General features: G+C 68.8%; 16 protein-coding genes. 4 read left to right on the top strand and 12 right to left on the bottom strand.

All coding sequences use genetic code 11. The annotated features are described in order from the left end of the window. Positions 1 to 143: 143 nt before the first annotated feature. The 4 genes from ABT300_RS29715 to rlmN form a co-directional block, all read right to left on the bottom strand. Entirely contained in the window at positions 144 to 1,163 is a 1,020-nt protein-coding gene (locus ABT300_RS29715; protein WP_351681959.1) for an ABC transporter ATP-binding protein, read from the bottom strand. Then, positions 1,163 to 2,764 (bottom strand): ABC transporter permease, encoded by a 1,602-nt coding sequence (locus ABT300_RS29720; protein ID WP_351681961.1) that lies wholly within the window; start codon positions 2,762 to 2,764, stop codon positions 1,163 to 1,165. Before ABT300_RS29720 ends, ABT300_RS29715 begins: the two co-directional genes overlap by 1 nt. A gap of 110 nt (positions 2,765 to 2,874) precedes the next feature. Further along, entirely contained in the window at positions 2,875 to 3,951 is a 1,077-nt protein-coding gene (locus ABT300_RS29725) for a thiamine ABC transporter substrate-binding protein (protein ID WP_351681963.1), read from the bottom strand. A gap of 224 nt (positions 3,952 to 4,175) precedes the next feature. After that, positions 4,176 to 5,282: a dual-specificity RNA methyltransferase RlmN gene (gene rlmN / locus ABT300_RS29730; protein WP_057580538.1), complete on the bottom strand. Its 1,107-nt coding sequence runs from the start codon at positions 5,280 to 5,282 to the stop codon at positions 4,176 to 4,178. Between the two features lie 405 nt (positions 5,283 to 5,687). Between rlmN and ABT300_RS29735 the strand changes: the two genes are divergently transcribed. From ABT300_RS29735 to ABT300_RS29745, 3 genes are read left to right on the top strand one after another with little or no spacing between them, the layout of a single operon-like run. Then, positions 5,688 to 6,767 carry an ROK family protein gene (locus tag ABT300_RS29735; protein WP_351681966.1) on the top strand — a complete coding sequence of 360 codons (1,080 nt, stop codon included), beginning with the start codon at positions 5,688 to 5,690 and terminating at the stop codon, positions 6,765 to 6,767. Then, a complete protein-coding gene (locus ABT300_RS29740) occupies positions 6,764 to 7,705 on the top strand; it encodes an HAD family hydrolase (RefSeq protein ID WP_351681967.1) in 942 nt (313 codons plus the stop codon). Before ABT300_RS29735 ends, ABT300_RS29740 begins: the two co-directional genes overlap by 4 nt. Continuing rightward, a complete protein-coding gene (locus tag ABT300_RS29745; protein ID WP_351681970.1) occupies positions 7,702 to 8,694 on the top strand; it encodes a hypothetical protein in 993 nt (330 codons plus the stop codon). Before ABT300_RS29740 ends, ABT300_RS29745 begins: the two co-directional genes overlap by 4 nt. A 10-nt stretch (positions 8,695 to 8,704) precedes the next feature. Here the strand turns inward: ABT300_RS29745 and ABT300_RS29750 are convergent, their stop codons facing one another. From ABT300_RS29750 to rpsB, 8 genes are all read right to left on the bottom strand, one after another. After that, on the bottom strand, positions 8,705 to 9,745 hold the full coding sequence (locus tag ABT300_RS29750) for a hypothetical protein (protein WP_351681972.1): 1,041 nt from the start codon (positions 9,743 to 9,745) through the stop codon (positions 8,705 to 8,707). 100 nt (positions 9,746 to 9,845) lie between these two features. Next, positions 9,846 to 12,020: an ROK family protein gene (locus tag ABT300_RS29755; RefSeq protein WP_351681975.1), complete on the bottom strand. Its 2,175-nt coding sequence runs from the start codon at positions 12,018 to 12,020 to the stop codon at positions 9,846 to 9,848. A 56-nt stretch (positions 12,021 to 12,076) separates the two neighbouring features. Next, positions 12,077 to 13,600, bottom strand: a complete 1,524-nt coding sequence (locus ABT300_RS29760; protein WP_351681978.1) for a phosphohexomutase domain-containing protein — start codon at positions 13,598 to 13,600, stop codon at positions 12,077 to 12,079. 265 nt (positions 13,601 to 13,865) lie between these two features. Further along, entirely contained in the window at positions 13,866 to 15,068 is a 1,203-nt protein-coding gene (locus ABT300_RS29765; protein ID WP_351681980.1) for a phosphatidate cytidylyltransferase, read from the bottom strand. Continuing rightward, positions 15,068 to 15,625, bottom strand: a complete 558-nt coding sequence (frr, locus tag ABT300_RS29770) for a ribosome recycling factor (RefSeq protein ID WP_057580535.1) — start codon at positions 15,623 to 15,625, stop codon at positions 15,068 to 15,070. The genes ABT300_RS29765 and frr overlap by 1 nt, the downstream gene beginning before the upstream one ends. A 173-nt stretch (positions 15,626 to 15,798) precedes the next feature. Next, entirely contained in the window at positions 15,799 to 16,557 is a 759-nt protein-coding gene (gene pyrH / locus ABT300_RS29775) for a UMP kinase (protein ID WP_107441700.1), read from the bottom strand. Positions 16,558 to 16,746: 189 nt separating this feature from the next. Next, the gene (gene tsf / locus ABT300_RS29780; RefSeq protein ID WP_351681985.1) at positions 16,747 to 17,583 is read right to left on the bottom strand and encodes a translation elongation factor Ts; all 837 of its coding nucleotides are present in this window, start codon (positions 17,581 to 17,583) and stop codon (positions 16,747 to 16,749) included. Between the two features lie 155 nt (positions 17,584 to 17,738). Continuing rightward, positions 17,739 to 18,650 carry a 30S ribosomal protein S2 gene (gene rpsB, locus ABT300_RS29785; RefSeq protein ID WP_351681988.1) on the bottom strand — a complete coding sequence of 304 codons (912 nt, stop codon included), beginning with the start codon at positions 18,648 to 18,650 and terminating at the stop codon, positions 17,739 to 17,741. 522 nt (positions 18,651 to 19,172) lie between these two features. Between rpsB and ABT300_RS29790 the strand changes: the two genes are divergently transcribed. After that, on the top strand, positions 19,173 to 19,781 hold the full coding sequence (locus ABT300_RS29790; protein WP_351681991.1) for a murein hydrolase activator EnvC family protein: 609 nt from the start codon (positions 19,173 to 19,175) through the stop codon (positions 19,779 to 19,781). Positions 19,782 to 19,922: the final 141 nt, after the last annotated feature.

Raw genomic sequence — 19,922 nt, forward strand, 5'->3', positions numbered from 1 at the left:
GCACGCCCCTCACCGGGGCGGGCCGTCCGCATGCAGCAGGGGCAGGAGCCCCGTCGCGCTGCACGGTGATCCCGTGGGACATCCGGCGCGCCCGGACGGCGCTGTCGAGCGCCCTGCCGTGGCACACCGCGGGCGCCGACGGATCAGTCCAGCACCACGATTTCGGCCGAGTCGAAGGAGACTCCCACGGCGTCGCCGACCGCGGGTGCGTCACGCAGCGCGCACACCGCCTCGAGCGTCGGCGCGTCCTGCGGCTGCAGGCGCAGGGCGACATGGGCGCCCCGGAAGGTGCGCGCTGCGACCGTGCAGCGCAGTCCCTCGTCCGCGCCCGCCAGGCGAACGCCGGCCGGCCGTACGAGCAGCGTGCGCGCTCCCTGCCCGGAGCCGGCCGGCACCGGCGCCTTCCCCCACGGCGTGACCGCCACCGCGCCCGTGACGGTCGCCTCCACCACGTTGTCGAAGCCGAGGAAGCGCGCGACGAACGCGTCCGCCGGCCGCTGCCACACCTCGAGGGGCGTGCCCGACTGGGCGATCCGGCCGTCCCGCATCACCACGACCCGGTCGGCGAGCGCGAACGCCTCGCCCTGGTCGTGCGTGACCGCCAGCACGGTCGTGCCCAACCGGCCGAACAGCTCCCGCAGTTCCACGACGAGCCGCTCGCGCAGCGACCGGTCGAGCTGCCCGAGCGGCTCGTCGAGCATCAGCAGCCGGGGGCTCGGGGCGAGCGCCCGGGCCAGCGCCACCCGCTGCTGCTCACCGCCGGAGAGCGCGGCCACGGCGCGGCCGCCCGCACCCGGCAGCCCGACCAGCTCGAGCAACTCCCGCACCCGGTCGCCCTGTCGGCCCTTCGGCAAGCCGCGCATCCGCAGCCCGAAGGCCACGTTGCCGGCGACGTCCCGCTGCGGGAACAGCTGGTGGTCCTGGAACATCAGCCCGAGTTCGCGCCGGTGCGCCGGGGTGCCGGCCTGGTCCCGTCCGTCGAGCCGGACCCGTCCGCTCTCCAGCGGCTGGAGTCCGGCCACCGCCCGCAGCAGCGTCGACTTTCCGCTGCCGCTGGGCCCGAGCACACACACCACCTCGTGCTCGGCGACCGCGAGATCGACCTCGTCGAGGACGGCGTGCCCGCCGAACCGCACCGTCGCGCGTTCCAGCTCCAGCAGCATCAGAACTCCCCCGTCCGGTCGGTCCGCAGTCGCTCCAGCACCAGCAGCGCCACCGCGCACACCACCATCAGAATCGTCGAAAGGGCCATCGCCTGGCCGTAGTTGAGCTCTCCGGCCCGGCCGAGCAGCCGCGCAACGGCGACCGGCAGGGTCGGGTTGTCGGGCCGCGCGATGAACACGGTCGCCCCGAACTCCCCCAGCGACACCGCGAAGGCGAACCCGGCCGCGACGAGCAGCGCCCGCCGCACCAACGGCAGGTCCACCTCCCGCCAGACCCGCCACGGGGACGCGCCCAGCACGGCGGCGGCCTCGCGCAGTCGCTGATCCACCGCCCGCAGCACCGGCAGCATGGTCCGCACGACGAAGGGGACGCCGACCAGAGCCTGCGCGAGCGGGACGAGGATCCAGCTGGTCCGCAGGTCCAGCGGAGGCTCGTCCAACGCGATCAGGAAGCCGAAGCCGACGGTCACCGCGGAGACGCCCAGCGGCAGCATCAGCAGCGCGTCGAAGCCGCGCACCAGCCGTCCGGCGTCCCGCCGGGTGAGCGCCGCCGCGGCGAGCCCGCCGACGAAGACGGCGATGGCGGTCGCGACGACGGCGTACTGAAGCGAGTTGCCGATCGCGTCGATCGGCGGAACGAGGAACACGTTGCCGTCGTCGCTGGTCAGCGCCCGGTAGTAGGCGAAGTCCGGGGCGTCGAACGAGCGCTGCACCAGCACCGCGAGCGGCAGCGCCAGCAGCACGACGATCGTGGCGAGCACCCCGGCGAGCAGCGTCCACTGCCCCGCACCGCGCGGCCGGCGCGCCGTGCCCGCCGCGTCGACGAGCCGCAGCGCGGACTCCCTGCGCCGCACCGTCCAGGCGTGCACGGCGAGGATCGCGCCCACGGCGGCGAACTGCACGATGGTGAGGACGGCGGCCGTCGGCAGGTCGAAGAGCTCGGAAGTCTGCCGGTAGATCTCCACCTCGAGGGTGGAGAAGGTGGGGCCGCCGAGGATCTGCACCACGCCGAACGAGGTGAAGGTGAAGAGGAACACCATCAGCGCGGCGGCGGCGACGGCGGGCCCGAGCGCCGGCAGGGTGACGGTGCGCCAGGCCTGCAGAGGGGAGGCGCCCAGCGTCCTCGCCGCCTCCTCCTGCCGGGGGTCCAGCTGCGCCCACAGCCCGCCCACCGTCCGTACGACGACCGCGTAGTTGAAGAACACGTGCGCCAGCAGGATCGCCCACACCGTGGTGTCCAGCCGTACGCCCACCAGCTCGTCCAGCAGCCCGCCACGGCCGACGAGCGCCAGGAAAGCCGTGCCGACCACGACCGTCGGCAGCACGAAGGGCACGGTGACGACGGCCCGCAGCACCTGCTTTCCGGGGAAGTCGAGCCGTGCGAAGACATAGGCGGCAGGCAGCGCGACCAGCAGGGTGAGCGCGGTGGAGGCCAGCGCCTGCCAGAGGGTGAACCACAGGACGTGCCGGATGTCGGACTGCGCGAGCACGTCCCACAGCTGCCCGAAGCGCCAGGAGCCGTCGCTGTGGAGCCCGCGGGCGACGATCGCGGCGACCGGGTAGGCGAAGAAGATCGCGAAGAACGCGACGGGCACGGCCATGAGACCGAGCCGCGCCGCCGCGCTCCCCCACGAGCCCCGGGCTCCCCCGGCGCTCCGGCCCCCTCGGCCTTTGGAGGCTCCCGGGCCTCCAGAGGCTCCCTTGGACGGGGCTACTTCAGTACGAGCGAGGTCCACGACTTGACCCACTGGTCGCGACGGTCGGCGATCTTCGCCGGGTCCATGGTCTCGGGGTGCTCGGCGGCGGGCCCGTACTGCGTGAACTCGGCGGGCACGGCCGCGCCCTTCACCACCGGGTAGACGAACATGTTCAACGGCATGTCCTGCTGGAACTTCTTGCTGATCAGGAAGTCGATCAGCGCCTTGCCGCCCTTGGAGTTCGCCGCGTTGCCCAGCAGCCCGGCGAACTCGACCTGCCGGAAGCAGGTGCCGGTCGCCACGCCGGTGGGCGCGGTGGCCGGCTTGGGGTCGCCGAAGACCACCTCGGCGGGCGGCGAGGAGGCGTAGGAGACGACGAGCGGACGGTCCCCCTTGGCCTTCTTGCCGCCGGCGGACCCGGAGAACTCCTCCGTGTAGGCCTGGTCCCAGCTGTCGACGACCTTCACCCCGTTCGCCTTGAGCTTCTTCCAGTAGCCCTCCCAGCCCGTGTCGCCGTACTGCGCGGCGGTGCCGAGCACGAAGCCGAGACCGGGCGAGGAGGTGGAGGCGTTCTCGGTGACGAGGAGGTCCTTGTACGCGGGCTTCACCAGGTCGTCGAAGGTCGCCGGCGGGGCCAGCTTGTGCTCGGTGAAGTACGCCTTGTCGTAGTTGACGCAGATGTCGCCGAAGTCGACGGGCGTCACGCGGTGCTTGCCGACGTCCAGCTGGTACTGGGCGCCGACCTGGTCCAGCCCCTTCGCCTCGTACGACTGGAACAGCCCGTTGTCGAGGGCGCGGGAGAGCAGGGTGTTGTCGACGCCGAAGAAGACGTCGCCCTGCGGATGGTCCTTGGTGAGGATCGCCTTGTTGACGGCCTGCCCGGCGTCGCCGTCCTTGAGGACCTTCACCCGGTAGCCGGACTGCTTCTCGAAGTCCGCGAGCACGCCCTTGGAGACGGCCCACGAGTTGTGGCTGACCAGGGTGACGGTCTTGGACTCCGTCTCGCCCTTCCCGTCCGCCGACGACCCGCACGCGGTGAGGGCGACCAGGCCGAGCCCGACGGCCGCGGCGACGAAGGTCTTGTTCTGCACTGGATTTCCTCCTGGGACGGACCAGGAAGAGACGCGGCCCTGCCCGGGGTCCGCGCGGGACCCCGGGCAGGGCGCAACAGCTCGAGTGATGACCGAACTTCCTACCCAGAATGACCTGGGCGAGGTTCAGAGGGTCTGCGGCCCGGTTGCCGCACTCTCAGCGCTGTGGCGCTCCCCTGTCGGAATATGAAGATGTCCGAATCTGATGACGTGATGTGGCCAGATTACCTCTCGGTGGCCGCGAGCTGGCCACAGGCGCCGTCGATCTCCTGGCCGCGGGTGTCGCGGACGGTGACCGGCACCCCGTGTGCGGCGATCGCCTCGACGAAGGCCTTCTCGTCCTCCGGCCGGGACGCCGTCCACTTCGAGCCCGGGGTCGGGTTCAGCGGGATCAGGTTGACGTGCACGGGCTTGCCGCGCAGCAGCCGGCCGAGCCGGTCACCACGCCAGGCCTGGTCGTTGATGTCCCGGATCAGCGCGTACTCGATGGACAGCCGGCGGCCCGACCGCTCGGTGTACTCGAACCCGGCGTCCAGCACCTCGCGCACCTTCCACCGCGTGTTCACGGGGACGAGCGTGTCGCGCAGCTCGTCGTCGGGGGCGTGCAGGGAGATCGCGAGCCGGCACTTGAAGCCCTCGTCGGCGAACCGGTGGATGGCCGGCACCAGCCCGACCGTCGACACGGTGATGCCCCGCTGGGACAGCCCGAGCCCGTCGGGCGCCGGGTCGGTGAGGGCGCGCACGGCTCCCACGACCCGCTTGTAGTTCGCGAGCGGCTCGCCCATCCCCATGAACACGATGTTCGACAGCCGCGCCGGCCCGCCGGGCACCTCGCCGTCCCGCAGCGCCCGCATCCCGTCGACGATCTGGTGCACGATCTCGGCGGTGGACAGGTTCCGGTCGAGCCCCGCCTGCCCGGTCGCACAGAACGGGCAGTTCATCCCGCAGCCCGCCTGCGAGCTGATGCACATGGTCACCCGGTCCGGGTACCGCATCAGCACCGACTCCACGAGCGTGCCGTCGAACAGCCGCCACAGCGTCTTGCGCGTGGTCCCCTGGTCCGTGGACAGGTGCCGCACCACCGACATCAGGTCCGGCAGCAGCGCCTCGCGCAGCTTCTCGCGGGAACCGGCGGGGATGTCGGTCCACTCCGCCGGGTCGTGCGCGTAGCGCGCGAAGTAGTGCTGCGAGAGCTGCTTGGCACGAAACGGCTTCTCCCCGACCTCCGCCACGACCTCCTTCCGCTCGGCGGGCGAGAGATCGGCAAGATGCCGCGGCGGCTTCTGGGCTCCGCGGGGGGCGACGAATGTGAGTTCTCCGGGCTTCGGCATAACACGACCAGTGTCGCAGATCATCCGCGGGGGCCCAGGCCAGCGGGGGGGTGGGGGTGGTCACCCGCGGGCGGCGTCTGCCAGCGCCGGCCGACCTCGGACGGCCCGAGGACGGCATCGCACGGCCTTGGACGGGCTTGGACGGGCTTTGGCGGCCTCGGACGTGCTTTGGCAGGCTTTGGCGGGCTTTGGCGGGCTTTGGCGGCACGGGATCTCGAAGATCACTCGGTCCGGCGTGCCGCCGCAGGCATTCGGCAATGCGGATTCGGGTCACCAGACGACTCACGCCGCTCGGCACGCCCCCGGCCTCACCCCGGCCATATCTTCACAACTCCACGGTTCCCTACCCGAGATCGACTGCCGCCGCTATCCTTCACGGGAAGTTCCTCTTGGCGGGAGGCACGGGTGGACAGCCGTCTGACGGTGGGGATCGACGTGGGCGGCACAAAGACTGCCGCTGTTCTCATGTCCGGCTGTCGCACAGTCCTGGCCGATATCGTCGAGCCCACGGACCGCTCAGGCACTCCGGAGCAATCCGCGAGCCAATGCCGGCGACTGATCGATTCCTTATTGGAGACGACGCGCTCCGCTCGCGAAGCTCTCCACGCTGTCGGAGTGGGGCTGCCCGGACTCATCGCGCCGGACAGAACCTTCCGGGATTCCATCATTCTGCCTGCGTGGCGTGACGTCGACTTCGAGTCGCTGCTGGGATCGCGTCTCGACGTCCCCGTCACCGTCGACAATGACACCACCATGGCGGCGTTAGGACATATCGCGAGCTTGCCGCCGCACGGGAGACCGAGCTGCCTTGTCGGTCTCACGCTGGGCACGGGAGTGGGCGGCGCGGTTCTCCTGGACGGGAAACCGCTGCGGGGAAGCGACGGCACCGCCGGGCAGATCGGCCATCTCGTCGTCGAGCCTTCCGGCAGACAGTGCGACTGCGGCAGCAAAGGCTGCCTCAACGCGTACGCCTCAGGCACCGCCATCAACGCGCGCTATGCCGAGCTGAAGGCCGAGGAAGCAAGACCGCATGGCTCAGCCGACGTCGCAGCCGCAGCCGCAGCCGCAGCCGCAGCCGCAGCCGAAGTCGTATCCGAATTCACAGCCGCAGCCGAAGTCGCTTCGAACATGGATTTCCGGACCGCATTGCGCAAGGGGGATTCCGCCGCGGAAAGGGCGCTGCGAGAAGCGGTGGATGCGCTTACCACAGCCGTGTCCGGCATGGTCAACGTACTGAATCCCGAGATGGTCGTCCTCGGCGGCGGAGTCGCCGCCCTCGGGCGACGACTGACCGATCCCGTGCAGGCCGGCGTCTCCCGGCACGCGTTCCCGGCCCCGGCCCGGCGAGTGCGCATATGCGTAGCGGCGCACGGCTCGCTGACGGGCGCCGTCGGCGCGGCCGTCACCGCCGGCCTGCTGGGCGGCACGCCACCCCGTTCGGACTCCTTCCGCCTGTGCCACACCGTCGAAAGAGACACCCGATGAGACCGGAAGAAATCCCGGGATGGATCAGTCACGCCCTCCCTGCGCCCGATCGCACCGTCGTATGGCTCCTCGACGTCGACGACACCCTCACCGACACCCGGGCGATGCATCACGACGCAGCCGAGTCTCTGGCGTCGGAACTGTCGGGGAGCATGACGACCTCCCTGGCCGCCTCGGTGGCCCGTCGCTTTCGCGAGGTGTTCGACGAGCTCCTGGTGCTCCATCAACAGGCGTCGACCGCCGACAGGGCCGCGCTGAACTCCGTGAAGGAACTCGAGTCGCGAGTCCGCGGCCACCAGGTCGACATCCGGGAAAGGTGGGGAACGACACGCCTGTTCAGCCGTGAGATCCTCCTGCGCGTCGCCGTCGAGGATTGCGGCGCAAGCCTCCCGCCGGAAGAGCTGAACCGCTGCGTCGACCGTTACTGGGATCACATGCGCGAGCACCCGCTCGTCTTCCCCGACGCTGCCCGCTTCTCCCGAAGGCTGGCGTCGCGCAGCATGCCCGTTTACCTCATGACCTCCAGCGACGCTCGATATCACGAGTGCGACAATGGGCAATTCTCCTACGATCCTCGAGTGTCGCGAAGAGACAAACGCAAACGGATGGTCAATCTCCGCGATCACGGCATCAGCTATGCATCGTCCTTCATCGGGGACCCGATCGACAAGCCCAGCAAAGATTTCTACGAGTTCGTCTTCTCAGGTATTTCCCGTGACCTGGACACACCTCTGCAGTCGCTCTCCATCGTCGTCGTGGGCGATTCCTATCGATCCGACATCCAGACCCCTCTCGAACTCCGCGATTCCAGCGTCGGCGTCCTGTGCCGCCGAGAGCAGTCCGCCGTCCGGGTCGAAGCGGACCGTGTTCTGTCCGTCGGGGACTTCGACATGCTCACAAGGATGCTCGACGTCATCGAAGGCGAGGACCGAGGATGAAGGTGGCCGTCATCGTGGACGACCTGGATCCCGCAAGACGAAGAACATGCTTCTGGGACGAACAACTGACGTCCATACCTGATCTCCAGGTCGAACTCGTCAGCCTTCAGGCGAACATGGAAGCGCGGCTGTTCTTCAACATCTACGCCTACGACGTCGTCATATTCAACTGGTGCGTACTGGACGGGGCGGTCATGTACGCGGCGGACCGCGCCCAGGACATCCTCGCCTTCTACGACGATCACTTCATTCAGTTCGTGCGGCGCGGCGGTGTTGTGATCATGGAGAATCAGCCCAAGCGATGGCGTCCGGCGCAACGCGCCTACGACATTCTCTTCCCGGGCCAGATCGCCGTCCTGGCGCGCGAGACCTACCCGTTCGGTTCGACCGTCCAAGTCAACCCTCGCCTCAGGGAGCATCCGATCGTCCAGGGGGTCGCCGCCCCCATTCACTCCGCCTACTCCCAGCCCCCCGGAACGTCGTGGTTCCCCCCGGGATCGACGAGTGTGCGGTCGATGGAAGAGCTCAACCCGACCAAGATGTACACCGGGGCCTTTCAGAGCTGGTCGAAGGACTGGCTCCCGCTCCTGTACACCGAAGACCGACAGAACCCAGTGATGTTGGTGAAGTCCGAAGGTCTGGGCATCTGGGTCGTGACGACGATGTACATAGCGTCGTCCAACGTCCACGACCTCATCGAATCGCTGGTGGTCGGGGCCCGCAGTCACAGGACCGCCGTTCGGAGTTTTCACACCGCCGAGAAAAGCAAGCGGCGCGTTCGAGCGGTGATGAGCGCAGCCCTCATTCTCGTCGCGGCCGTCGGGCTCTTCCTGCTCCTCCAGTCGGGACTTCTGAATTCCAAAGTCCCGTACGGCGACACCTGGGCCGGAAGCATCGCCGTCAGCTTCCTCTTCGCAGCTCTCGCGAGCGGAGCCACCTTCCTCCGCGGATTCCTGGTCCTGACCTGGCGAGCGGCCCGCAACCGCTGACGCCGACCCCTCATGACGATCCCAGCGACACCACCAGCTTGCGGTAGGGCGCCGTGTTCGGATCCCTGCGTTGCTGCACGAGGTCCGCGACTGCTCGCGGAGCGCCTTCCACCGACACCACGTCGGTGATGACCCGCCGGAAGACGTCGGGATGACGCAGCAGCATGCCCATGGCTCGGCTCATGTGCTCGGGCGAGGTCCCGCGATGTCCGGTGAGATGAATGATCTTCCCCTCGCGGGTCCGCGCTTCGAGCCTGTGTCCGGACCGCGGGCTGCCGCACACGTTGCTTCGACGAATCGGATTCAGTTCGACATCCGGAATCTCACTGATCTTCTCTCCCGGCCCGAACCCCGTCGTCAGATCGATGCAGGCGCCGGCAGCCGCGACGGCGACGGCCTGACCGAGTGCCTCACGTCGTTGCCCTCTCCCCACACACAGCGCCACCGCATCCGGACCGGCCCCTCCGTACAGGGCGGCAGCGGCGGGGAAGCGTCGTGACGACGGGCACGCTGCGAGGCCCGCTTCCACGAATCCGTTGTCCACCGCACTCTGCACCCTGCGCTCGGACGCGTCCACGAGAGCGACTTCCGCAACCCCCAGCAGACGCGCCGCCACCGCGGTGACCACGCCCATCGGCCCCGCCCCCACCACCAGCAACCGCGTGACGGCTTCGGGAGCGCCGAGAAGTCCGAGACCATAGACCGCGGCGGCGAGAGGCTCCGAGACGACCGCGAGCAGCGGGGCCAGGCCGGCGCGCACAGGGACCAAGCGCGCAGCCCACGACGTCGCGTCTGAGAGGCACAGCGCCTCCTGGAGCATCCCCTCCTCGCTGTGCCCGACGATGCGGTCCTGATCGTGCGGATCCACCGGGTTGACCAGGTAGAGCCCTCCGTGCGCCTCTTCGCCGCCTGCGTTCCTCTGACGGCGCTCAGGAACGTGCACCACCGCCTCATGCCCCAGAATCCGAGCGGTGTCGTCCCGGCCGCCCGCGAGGATGTCGAGGTCCGTGCCACAGATGCCCACGAAGAGGGGCTCCACGACGCGATACACGTCGACGTGTGCAGGGAGGTCGAACGTTTCGCAGGTGAGCCCGCCACGCCCGGGGGGCATGACGAGTCGTCTCGCACGTCTCCGCATCACGCCCGGCCCTTCACTCACCATGACCGGAGAGCCTGGACCAGGCTTCTCCGAGTTCGTCGCGCTCCACATCACTGACGAAGACGGGTGCCTGTCCGACCTCTCGGATCAGGGGAAACCGTTGGCTCCCCCCGCGATGAGCGGCTGTCTCACCGAGGCTTTCGAAGAGCTGATCGGCTGTCACAGACGCACGGTGGACGGGGAGTCCGACCGCCTTGATCAAGCGTATGACCCGGTCCACGACATCGGGAGGGGTGATGCCGCGGTCCCGGCCGACCTCGAGGGTGAGCGCCATGTCGATGGCGACCGCTTCGCCGTGGGTCACCGAAGGGCCGCTCATCTCGATCAGGGAACTCACACCGTGCCCGAAATCGACCGCACGATCCAGTCCCCTCTCCCAGAGGTTTCCGGACAGCGACGACATCATGGCGTCGGCTGCTCTGGCTACCGCCTCGATTCCCCTGTCGGTCTGATAGAAGGCAGGGTCGGAAAGTCGCTGCGAATCGCATTCCAGCAGGTCGAAGAGCGTCTCGTCAGCGACGACGGATATCTTGATCGCCTCGGCTGTGCCGCTCACCATGAATCGGTGCGGCAGGGTCCTGAGGAAACTCACGTCCAGGATCGTGTCCACGGGCGGATAGAAAAGACCCAGACGGTTCTTGTGACCGAATTCGTTGACAGCGACTTTCGCCCCGACCCCTGCGTCGATGAGCCCGACCAGAGAAGTGGGCACGCGCACATACGGAACGCCTCTCCGGTACAGCCCCGCCGCCAACCCCACTGCGTCGAGCGCCGCCCCGCCGCCCAGTGCGACCACGGGATGCAGCCGACGAGAGACCTCAGCGGACTCGAGCGTCTGAAGAATCAGTTCCAGCGCCTTCCAGTTCTTCGCCGACTCGCCCGAGGGCACGGTGCGAAGAAGCGGACGCAATCCAGCCGCCTCGAGTTCGACGACCAGCTCGGGGCCGTATATCTCGGAGACCGCCGCATCGGCCAGGACGACCGGCCGGACCGCCCCCAGCGAATCGAGGCTGCGGACCAGCGCCTTCGCCGCTCCGCCGCTGGTCAAGACGGTGTCGTACGTCACCGACTGGTGCTCGTCCATGCGACGCGCCCGGTGAGACAGAAGAAGTCCGACCGAAGGCCGCGTGGACGGCTTCGACGCGTTCAGCTGGTCGGCCGCGAGCGCGGCGCCCAGCAGTCCGGCCGAGTCGTCCACACCCGCGAACTCCACCGTGGTCCGGAAATACTGCGGATCCGCGTCCGTAATCATATACATGCCAAGTTTTTCCAAGGCGTGATGCACTGCGTCCTGGTACGCACGGCCGAGGGACTGCGACACGCCCCCGGTGACGACGATCCGCGTCACTTCCGGGTCGACGGTCAACAGCGAGACGATCGACTGGGCCACCGGTTTCACGACGGAGTGCAGAAGTTCGGTCGCAGCCGGATCCGATGCCGCGAGGTCCTTCAGGAGCAGGGCAGCCCAGAGCGACGGATCCTGCAGCAGGGCGGGGTCGAGCCACTGCGGTCGTTCCAGCGCGGACGCCAGCCCCGCCATCACGCGGGGTATGCCGCGACCTGAGCAGTATGCGTTGAGATGGGAAGGACCGCCGCAGTCACACTGGAGGTCCAGCACACGTCCCGCGGCGTGGAAGTCGATCGGTATGTGCCCGATCTCCCCCTGCACTCCGAGCTGCGGGTGCAGGGGCACTCTCCGGTTCGCCACGTCGATCGTCCGGCAGGCGATTCCCGTACTGATCGTGAAGACACTGATCTTCTTCGCGTGGCGGTACGCAGGCCTGCTCGCGAAGTAGGCGGCCAACGCGGTCACATCATTGACCACGGACCACTGGACGTCGTCCCTCGCCTCGGAGAGCGCCTCGGTGAGATCGAACGATTCGGAGCCCGGACCCCAGAGGGGCCCGGAGCCGAGTATGACGCCCGTGTGCCCGTTGACCGCTGCACCGACAGAGATGCCGACGGGCAGGGGCGCGTTCGCGCTCCCGCCCCCGAGCCTGTGCGCCTCACCGAGAACGTAGTCGACCAGCCGCTGGCGCAACTGTGCCTGTGACAGGCCCGGATGATTCAGATAGTTGACCGCCGGCACACGCGTCACGTCGGACAGGGAACCGTCCGCGTTCCGCACGCCGCTGCGAAACCACGTTCCCCCGATGTCCAGGACCACACGACGAGGGTGCTCCATGAACCCTTCCGGGCCCGCTAAGGGAGCTGGTCCGTCCACTAGAACTCCGCCAGGGACTCGAACGGGCCGATGTCGACCCCGGTCGCGGCGACGACCGATCGGACGTCCGCGTCGATGGCCTTGAGCAGAGCGCCGTCCTCATCGAACGTCTCTGCGATGATCACCAGATTGGGAGAATTGGACGATGCCCGCACCAGCAACCAGCTTCCGTCCTCCAGTTCCACCCGAATACCGTTGAGCCGGTTGATCCGCGCGATGGGCTGCCCCGCCAGCCGGCGGTTCCCCTCGAAGTACGCGGCGATCTCGTCGACCACGGCATACTTCGTCTCGTCCGAGGCATAGGGCTGCCGATTGGGGGAGGCAAAGGACTTCGGCAGGAGCGAGAGCTTCGCCGAGAGATTCCAGTCCTTGTCGGTGGCCTTGGCGCTGCAAAGCGCCCACAGCAGCGCCAGGGCGGCGACACAGGCATCGTCGTACCCTCGGCCGAACGGCTCACCGAAGAAGAAGTGACCGCTTCGCTCGAATCCCGCAACGGCGCCGGATTCGGCAACGGCGGCCTTGACGTAGGAATGCCCCGTCTTCGCCCACACGATATCGCTGGCCAGCTCGGACTCGTACAGCGACGTGGACTTGACGTCGATGACGAAGGGTCCGGCTACCTTGATCTGCTCCTCGAGGAACTTGGCGACCACCAGTCCGACTCGGTCGGCGAAGACGAGTCGGCCCAAGTCGTCGACCACGCCGAGACGGTCACCGTCTCCATCGAAGCAGAGCCCCACATCGGCTCCGCTGCCGGCCACCAGAGACTCCACCGCGCGCAGGAACGGGACGCTCTCTGGATTGGGGTTGAAGTGCGGAAAGGTCCAGTCGGGTTCCACATTGCCCGGGACGACCTCGAAGCCGAGCCGCTCCAGAAGAATCGGCGCGTAGAGGCCGGCTGTGCCGTTGCCGGTCTCCACTGCGACCTTGAGGCGCGGCAGGCCGTCGAACCGCTCAGCCCACTCCTCGACGAGACCGTCGAGATAGGCCTCACGAGCGCCCTCACTGAACGTGTAGGAGCCCGACCTGCCCTCCGTGCCGGCGGCCTGGCCGGTGAGGGTGTACGCCTTGAACCTCTGCATCTCGTCCGGACCGAACGTCGACGCCTTGCGGTGGCCGACCTTCACACCGGTCCAGCCGTTCTCATTGTGGCTCGCCGTCACCATGGCGACGCAGTCGACGTCCAAGGAGAACTGCGCGTAGTAGGCGCCCGGCGTCGTCGTGAGGCCGATGTCCACGACCTCCATGCCCGCCTGAAGCAGACCGACCACGAGCGCGTTCTTCACGTTCTCCGAATAGCTCCGGAAGTCGTGACCCACGACGATGCGCCGACCTGCGTCGAGTTCCTCGGCGAGGAAGCGGCCCAGGTGAAGCCCGAGGACTCGGGCCCCCACGAAATTCAGCCCGACAGGAGTGCCGTCGCCGGTCGGCTGGATGACCCACCGTGCGTCATACTCCCGAAAACCCGTCTCAGCAAGAAGAACGTCTTCCACATAGCTTGCCGAGTTGTACGTCCCGCTCATTCAGGCATCACTCCGAGTCGCCTTTTCTTCCACTCACCCTCACGGACCCGGAGTCACTGTGACATGACGATGGGTGACCGGATCAGCGTCTTAGTCACTATACTGCGTGCCCACCTGGGCAGAGTCAGGAGTTGTCGTATCCGTGCATTCCCGGTCGACGCCCGCAACGCGAGACAAACTCCCCCCTCACCGCGGGGCACGCTCCGTACAGCCAGGAGCCCCCGCCGGGGCGGGGGCTCCTGGTGCTGCACGTATCGGCCCGGCCTCAGCTCGAACCCGCGAAGAGGACGAACAGGGCCCAGACCACCGGCGCCGTCGGCAGGAGGCTGTCCAGGCGGTCCATGATGCCGCCGTGGCCCGGGAGCAGCGTGCCCATGTCCTTGATGCCCAGGTCCCGCTTGATCATGGACTCGCCCAGGTCGCCGAGCGTGGCGCTGACCGCGACGGCGAGACCGAGCAGCAGACCCTGCCACCAGGCGCCGTCGTCGATCAGGAACTGCATGCACAGCGCACCGGCGACCATCGCGAACGACACCGCGCCGAACAGGCCCTCGCGGGTCTTGCCGGGGCTGATGCGCGGGGCGAGCTTGGTCTTGCCGAAGCGCCAGCCCACGGCGTACGCGCCCGTGTCGCTGACGACCGTCAGGAGCAGGAAGATCAGGACGCGGAAGGCGCCGTCGTCGGCAGTGAGCATCAGGGCGACGAACGTGGCCAGGAACGGGACGTAGAAGGCTGCGAAGACGCCGGCGGTGACGTCCTTGAGGTAGCCCTCGGGCGGTTCGGTCATGCGCCAGACCAGCACCGCGAGCGCGGTGAGGGCCATGGCGACCCACGCGCCCTCGGGACCCCGGACGTAACCGGCGACGATCATCGCGGCCCCGCCGACCGCGAGCGGCACGAGCGGCGCCTTGATGCCCTTGCGCTCCTGCAGCCTGCTGGTCAGCTCCCACAGACCCACGACGACGGCGACCGCTATCACGCCGACGAAGACGGCCTTGACCACGAACAGCGAGGCGACGATCACGACGCCGAGCCCGACGCCGACCCCTATGGCCGCGCCCAGGTCTCGGCCCGCGCTCTTCTTCTGCGGTGCGGGCGCCGGCTGAGGGGCGTCGGGCATGGGCTCCGGATTCTGCGGCACCGCCGCAGGGGGCTGTGCCGACGGGGTGTCGTTGCCGTGGGCGGCGTCGCCGTAGGGCTGGGTGCCGTAGGGCGCGCCGCCGTAGTTCTCGTCTCGGAACAGGGGGCCGCCCGGCCGAGCGGCTCCCCGGTCGTCATCCTGGTGACCGCCGTGTGCGGGTACGTCGGGGACGATGGGCATGGGGCGAGTCTGCTGCGCCTCAGGCGCATCGTACGCGGGACCCGCCGGGGCGGCCCCCTGGACAGGTCCCCGCCCCTGGTCGACGGGCCCCCAGTACCCGGCCCTCGGTCCGGCGTGCGGCGGTGAGCCCCAGGAAGAGTCGTTCATCAGACCTCGAGCAGCTCTGATTCCTTGTGCTTCAGGAGCTCGTCCACCTGAGCGACGTACTTCGCGGTGGTGTCGTCGAGCTCCTTCTCCGCACGACGGCCCTCGTCCTCGCCGACCTCGCCGTCCTTGATCAGCTTGTCGATCGCGTCCTTGGCCTTGCGGCGGACGGCGCGGATGGACACCTTGGCGTCCTCGCCCTTGCCCTTGGCGACCTTGATGTAGTCGCGGCGGCGCTCCTCGGTCAGCTCGGGGAACACCACGCGGATGATGTTGCCGTCGTTGCTCGGGTTGACGCCCAGGTCGGAGTCGCGGATCGCCTGCTCGATGTTGCGCAGCGCGGTCTTGTCGAACGGGGTCACCACCGCCATGCGCGGCTCCGGCACGGAGAACGAGGCCAGCTGGTTGATCGGCGTCGGTGCGCCGTAGTAGTCGGCGACGATCTTGTTGAACATCGCCGGGTGCGCACGGCCGGTGCGGATCGCGGCGAAGTCCTCCTTGGCGACGACGACGGCCTTCTCCATCTTCTCCTCGGCCTCGAGGAGGGTCTCTTCGATCACCACTTGCTCCTGCGTGTCTTGAGTAGGCCCGGCTGCGGATCCTTGCGGGGGCGGCGGCCGGCTGCGTCGCGTCTTCTTCCTGCACGGTTCCCGACCGGCAGGACATTGTCCATCCCCCGACCAGGGTCCGCCCCCCGGTCAGGTGTTGTCGTACGTCACCGGGATTTCACCGGTCAGGCTCGGCCGCCCTGCTCGTCCACGAGCGTGCCGATCTTCTCACCCTTGACGGCGCGAGCGATATTGCCCTCCGCGAGAAGCTCGAAGACGAGGATCGGGAGCTTGTTGTCCCGGCACAGCGTGACCGCCGTGGCGTCGGCGACCTTCAGCTCGCGCGTGATGACCTCGCCGTAGCCGAGGGCGTCGAACTTGACGGCCGCCGGGTTGGTCTTGGGGTCGGAGTCGTAGACGCCGTCCACGCCGTTCTTGCCCATGAGCAGCGCCTCGGCGTCGATCTCCAGGGCGCGCTGCGCGGCGGTGGTGTCGGTGGAGAAGTACGGCATGCCCATGCCGGCGCCGAAGATCACCACACGGCCCTTCTCCAGATGCCGCACGGCGCGCAGCGGGATGTACGGCTCGGCGACCTGGCCCATGGTGATGGCGGTCTGCACCCGGCTGTCGATGCCCTCCTTCTCCAGGAAGTCCTGGAGGGCGAGGCAGTTCATGACGGTGCCGAGCATGCCCATGTAGTCCGAGCGGGCGCGGTCCATGCCGCGCTGCTGGAGCTCGGCGCCGCGGAAGAAGTTGCCGCCGCCGATGACGACCGCGATCTCGGCGCCGTCGCGCACGACCGCCGCGATCTCGCGGGCGATCTTGTGCACCACGTCGGGATCCACGCCCAGGCCCCCGCCGCCGGAGAACGCCTCTCCGGACAGCTTCAGCAGGAACCGGCCGTGTACCTTGCCGTCGTCGCTCTTCTGGGCCTTGGTGGTCATGGGAGTTCCCGCCTCTTTCGCGTGGTGCACAAACGAAGAAGGCCACTGCCGGTGGGGTGTCGTTCGCATCCCATGCGCGGCAATGGCCTCCTCGTCAGATCTGCTGTCGTCCGCCACGCGTGCGCGTGACGGCGTACCGGACGACTGCACCCGACCCTATCGGGCCGACGCGTCGATCGCGGTACGGACTCAGATGCCGACCTTGATGCGCGAGAAGCGCTTCAGGGTGACACCGGCCTCGTCCAGAACCTTCTGGACCGACTTCTTGTTGTCCAGCGCGTACGGCTGGCCGAGCAGCGTGGCGTCCTTGAAGAAGCCGTTGAGGCGACCCTCGACGATCTTCGGCAGGGCGGCCTCGGGCTTGCCCTCGGCGCGGGTGGTCTCCTCGGCGACACGGCGCTCGGACTCGACGACCTCGGCCGGCACGTCCTCCTTGGAGAGGTACTTCGGCGCGAAGGCGGCGATGTGCTGGGCGACGCCCTTGGCGACCTCGGCGTTCGGCTTGTCCAGCTCGACGAGGACACCGATCTGCGGGGGCAGGTCGGGCATCGTGCGGTGCATGTACGCGGTGACGTAGCCGTCGGTGAACTGCGCGAAGCGGTCCAGCACGATCTTCTCGCCGAGGTTGGCGTTGGCCTCGTCCACGAACGCCTGGACGGTCTTGCCGGCCTCGATCTCGGAGCCGAGGAGCGCCTCGATGTCGGCCGGAGCGGTCTTCGCCACGTGCTCGGCGATCGCGTTGGCGACGGCCTGGAACTTGTCGCCCTTGGCGACGAAGTCGGTCTCGCACTTCAGCTCGACGATGACGCCGGAGGAGTTGTCGTCGGCGATGATCGAGACCACGGCGCCGTTCTCGGCGGAGCGGCCCTCGCGCTTGGCGACGCCCTTCTGGCCCTTGATGCGGAGCGCCTCGACGGCCTTGTCGACGTTGCCCTCGGCCTCGTCCAGCGCCTTCTTGCAGTCCATCATGCCGGCGCCGGTGAGCTCACGGAGCTTCTTGACGTCGGCGGCGGTGTAGTTCGCCATGATCTGTGAATCTCTCTCGGAGTTCGAAGTCTCGAAGATCTACGAAGATCTGCGGGCTGTGGGTGGACGGCGGGCGGCACTCCCGGTGCCTCCCGCCGTCACTTCGCCCTACGACCATACGGACCGCGCTGCGACCGTACGGCTCACGGCCTGACTCAGGCCTGCTCGCCCTCGGCGGCCGGAGCGGCCTCGGCGGCGGGAGCCTCGACAGCGGCGGCCTCGGCGGCCGGCGCCTCGACAGCGGCCTCGGCCGGCTTCTCGGCAGCCTCGTCCGCCTTCTCGGCGTCGGCCTTCTTCTCGCCCTCGAGCAGGTCGCGCTCCCACGCGGCCAGCGGCTCGCCGGCGGCCTTGTCGCCCTTGTCGCCGGTGGCGACGCCGGAACGGGAGATGAGGCCCTCGGCGACGGCGTCGGCGATCACGCGGGTGAGCAGGGTGACGGAGCGGATCGCGTCGTCGTTGCCCGGGATCTTGTAGTCGACCTCGTCGGGGTCGCAGTTGGTGTCGAGGATGGCGACGACCGGGATGTTGAGCTTCCGGGCCTCACCGACCGCGATGTGCTCCTTCTTGGTGTCCACGATCCAGACGGCGCTGGGGACCTTGGACATCTCGCGGATACCGCCGAGGGTCTTCTCGAGCTTGGCCTTCTCACGCGAGAGGACCAGGAGCTCCTTCTTCGTCAGACCCGAGGCGGCGACGTCCTCGAAGTCGATGAGCTCGAGCTCCTTGAGGCGCTGCAGGCGCTTGTAGACGGTCGAGAAGTTGGTGAGCATGCCGCCCAGCCAGCGCTGGTTGACGTAGGGCATGCCGACGCGGGTGGCCTGCTCCGCGATGGCCTCCTGCGCCTGCTTCTTCGTGCCGACGAACATGACCGTGCCGCCGTGGGCGACGGTCTCCTTGACGAACTCGTAGGCGCGGTCGATGTACGACAGCGACTGGAGCAGGTCGATGATGTAGATGCCGTTGCGCTCGGTGAAGATGAAGCGCTTCATCTTCGGGTTCCAGCGACGGGTCTGGTGACCGAAGTGGACGCCGCTTTCCAGCAGCTCCCGCATCGTGACGACGGCCATGGCCGTTCTCCTTGGGTTCTCGGTTGTGCCGCGGGAACCGGACGGCTCCCGCGCCTGACGCCCGCGATGCGCCGAGCCACGAAGGACCGAGGGGCGCGGATACCGGAAGACCGACCGTGGCCGGCCCTCGATATTGGGGCGTGCGAAGTCGACCCGGTGACCCGGATCGCCAGAAGAAGTGTACGGGACCCGCGGGGTGCCGGGTGACGCCGCTGTCCACAAGCGGCGGACGGTCCACAGGCCCGAGCGGTGATCGACGGGGTGCGGGACGGTGCGGTCATGTACGCGAAGCGATGCCCGGGCGGCCTGGCGCTGCTCCTGTCGATCATGACGCTGACGGTCATGGCATGGACCGGCGCACCGGCCCCACCGGACCCATCAGACCCATCAGACCCATCAGCCGTGTCCGCCCGGTCCGTCCCATCAGCCTTGCCCGCCCGGTCGGTCGCCTCGGGCGCGTCCGCCCCGCCGCCCGTCCCGACGGGCCCGTCTGTCCCGGCGGACCCGCCTGTCACGACAGACATGCCTGCCCCGGCCGCCTCATCCGGCGCGTCCGCCCCGCCTGTCCGGACGGACCCCCCTGTCTCGGCCGCCCCGTCGTCGGCGGCGTCCCCGTCCCCGCCTCCTGGTCCTGTCCCCGCCGAGGGCGAGGTCGGCGGCGGGTCGCCTCCCGTGCCGGCGATCGGCCGGACGTGGCCGGTGGGCGCGCGTCCGCCGGTGGTACGGGGCTGGGAACCCCCGGCGACGCCGTACGCCCGCGGCCATCGGGGCGTGGACCTGGCGGCGCCGCCGGGCGCACCCGTACGAGCGGTGGCGGCCGGGCGCGTGTTCTTCGCCGGCCGGGTGGCGGGCCGGGGCGTCGTCTCGGTGGAGCTGACGGCCACGGGTGCGCCGCCGCTGCGCACGACGTACGAGCCCGTGCGGGCGTCGGTGCGTGAGGGCGACCGGGTGACTCCGGGCCAGGTCGTCGGGACGGTGGAGCCGTCGGGCTCGCACTGCGCGCTGACCTGCGTGCACTGGGGGCTGCGGCGCGGCGGGACCTATCTGGACCCGCTGTCCCTGTTGCCGCCGTGGCTGCGGGGCACGGCCCCCTCCAGACTCCTGCCGGTGCTGGGCGTCCCCCTGCCCTGACCCGGCCGGGGCGCCCCCGCCGGGTCACGGCCTGCGACGCGCCAGATCGGAATAGAACACGTCTGAACTCCAGACACTCAACATCAAATCTCGCTTACCGTGAACGACTACTATAAGGCCAAGAGGGTCGTGGTGGCCGCC

Origin of the sequence: Streptomyces sp. NPDC001027 (assembly GCF_040299045.1) — a bacterium.
Classification (GTDB): domain Bacteria; phylum Actinomycetota; class Actinomycetes; order Streptomycetales; family Streptomycetaceae; genus Streptomyces.

Bases quoted from the DNA above. Each gene is read 5' to 3' on its own strand.
- ABT300_RS29715 (WP_351681959.1), bottom strand. From the start codon at position 1,163: ATGCTGCTGGAGCTGGAACGCGCGACGGTGCGGTTCGGCGGGCACGCC.
- ABT300_RS29720 (WP_351681961.1), bottom strand. From the start codon at position 2,764: ATGGCCGTGCCCGTCGCGTTCTTCGCGATCTTCTTCGCCTACCCGGTC.
- rlmN (WP_057580538.1), bottom strand. From the start codon at position 5,282: ATGCCGAAGCCCGGAGAACTCACATTCGTCGCCCCCCGCGGAGCCCAG.
- ABT300_RS29740 (WP_351681967.1), top strand. From the start codon at position 6,764: ATGAGACCGGAAGAAATCCCGGGATGGATCAGTCACGCCCTCCCTGCG.
- ABT300_RS29745 (WP_351681970.1), top strand. From the start codon at position 7,702: ATGAAGGTGGCCGTCATCGTGGACGACCTGGATCCCGCAAGACGAAGA.
- ABT300_RS29760 (WP_351681978.1), bottom strand. From the start codon at position 13,600: ATGAGCGGGACGTACAACTCGGCAAGCTATGTGGAAGACGTTCTTCTT.
- ABT300_RS29765 (WP_351681980.1), bottom strand. From the start codon at position 15,068: ATGAACGACTCTTCCTGGGGCTCACCGCCGCACGCCGGACCGAGGGCC.
- pyrH (WP_107441700.1), bottom strand. From the start codon at position 16,557: ATGACCACCAAGGCCCAGAAGAGCGACGACGGCAAGGTACACGGCCGG.
- tsf (WP_351681985.1), bottom strand. From the start codon at position 17,583: ATGGCGAACTACACCGCCGCCGACGTCAAGAAGCTCCGTGAGCTCACC.
- rpsB (WP_351681988.1), bottom strand. From the start codon at position 18,650: ATGGCCGTCGTCACGATGCGGGAGCTGCTGGAAAGCGGCGTCCACTTC.
- ABT300_RS29790 (WP_351681991.1), top strand. From the start codon at position 19,173: ATGCCTGCCCCGGCCGCCTCATCCGGCGCGTCCGCCCCGCCTGTCCGG.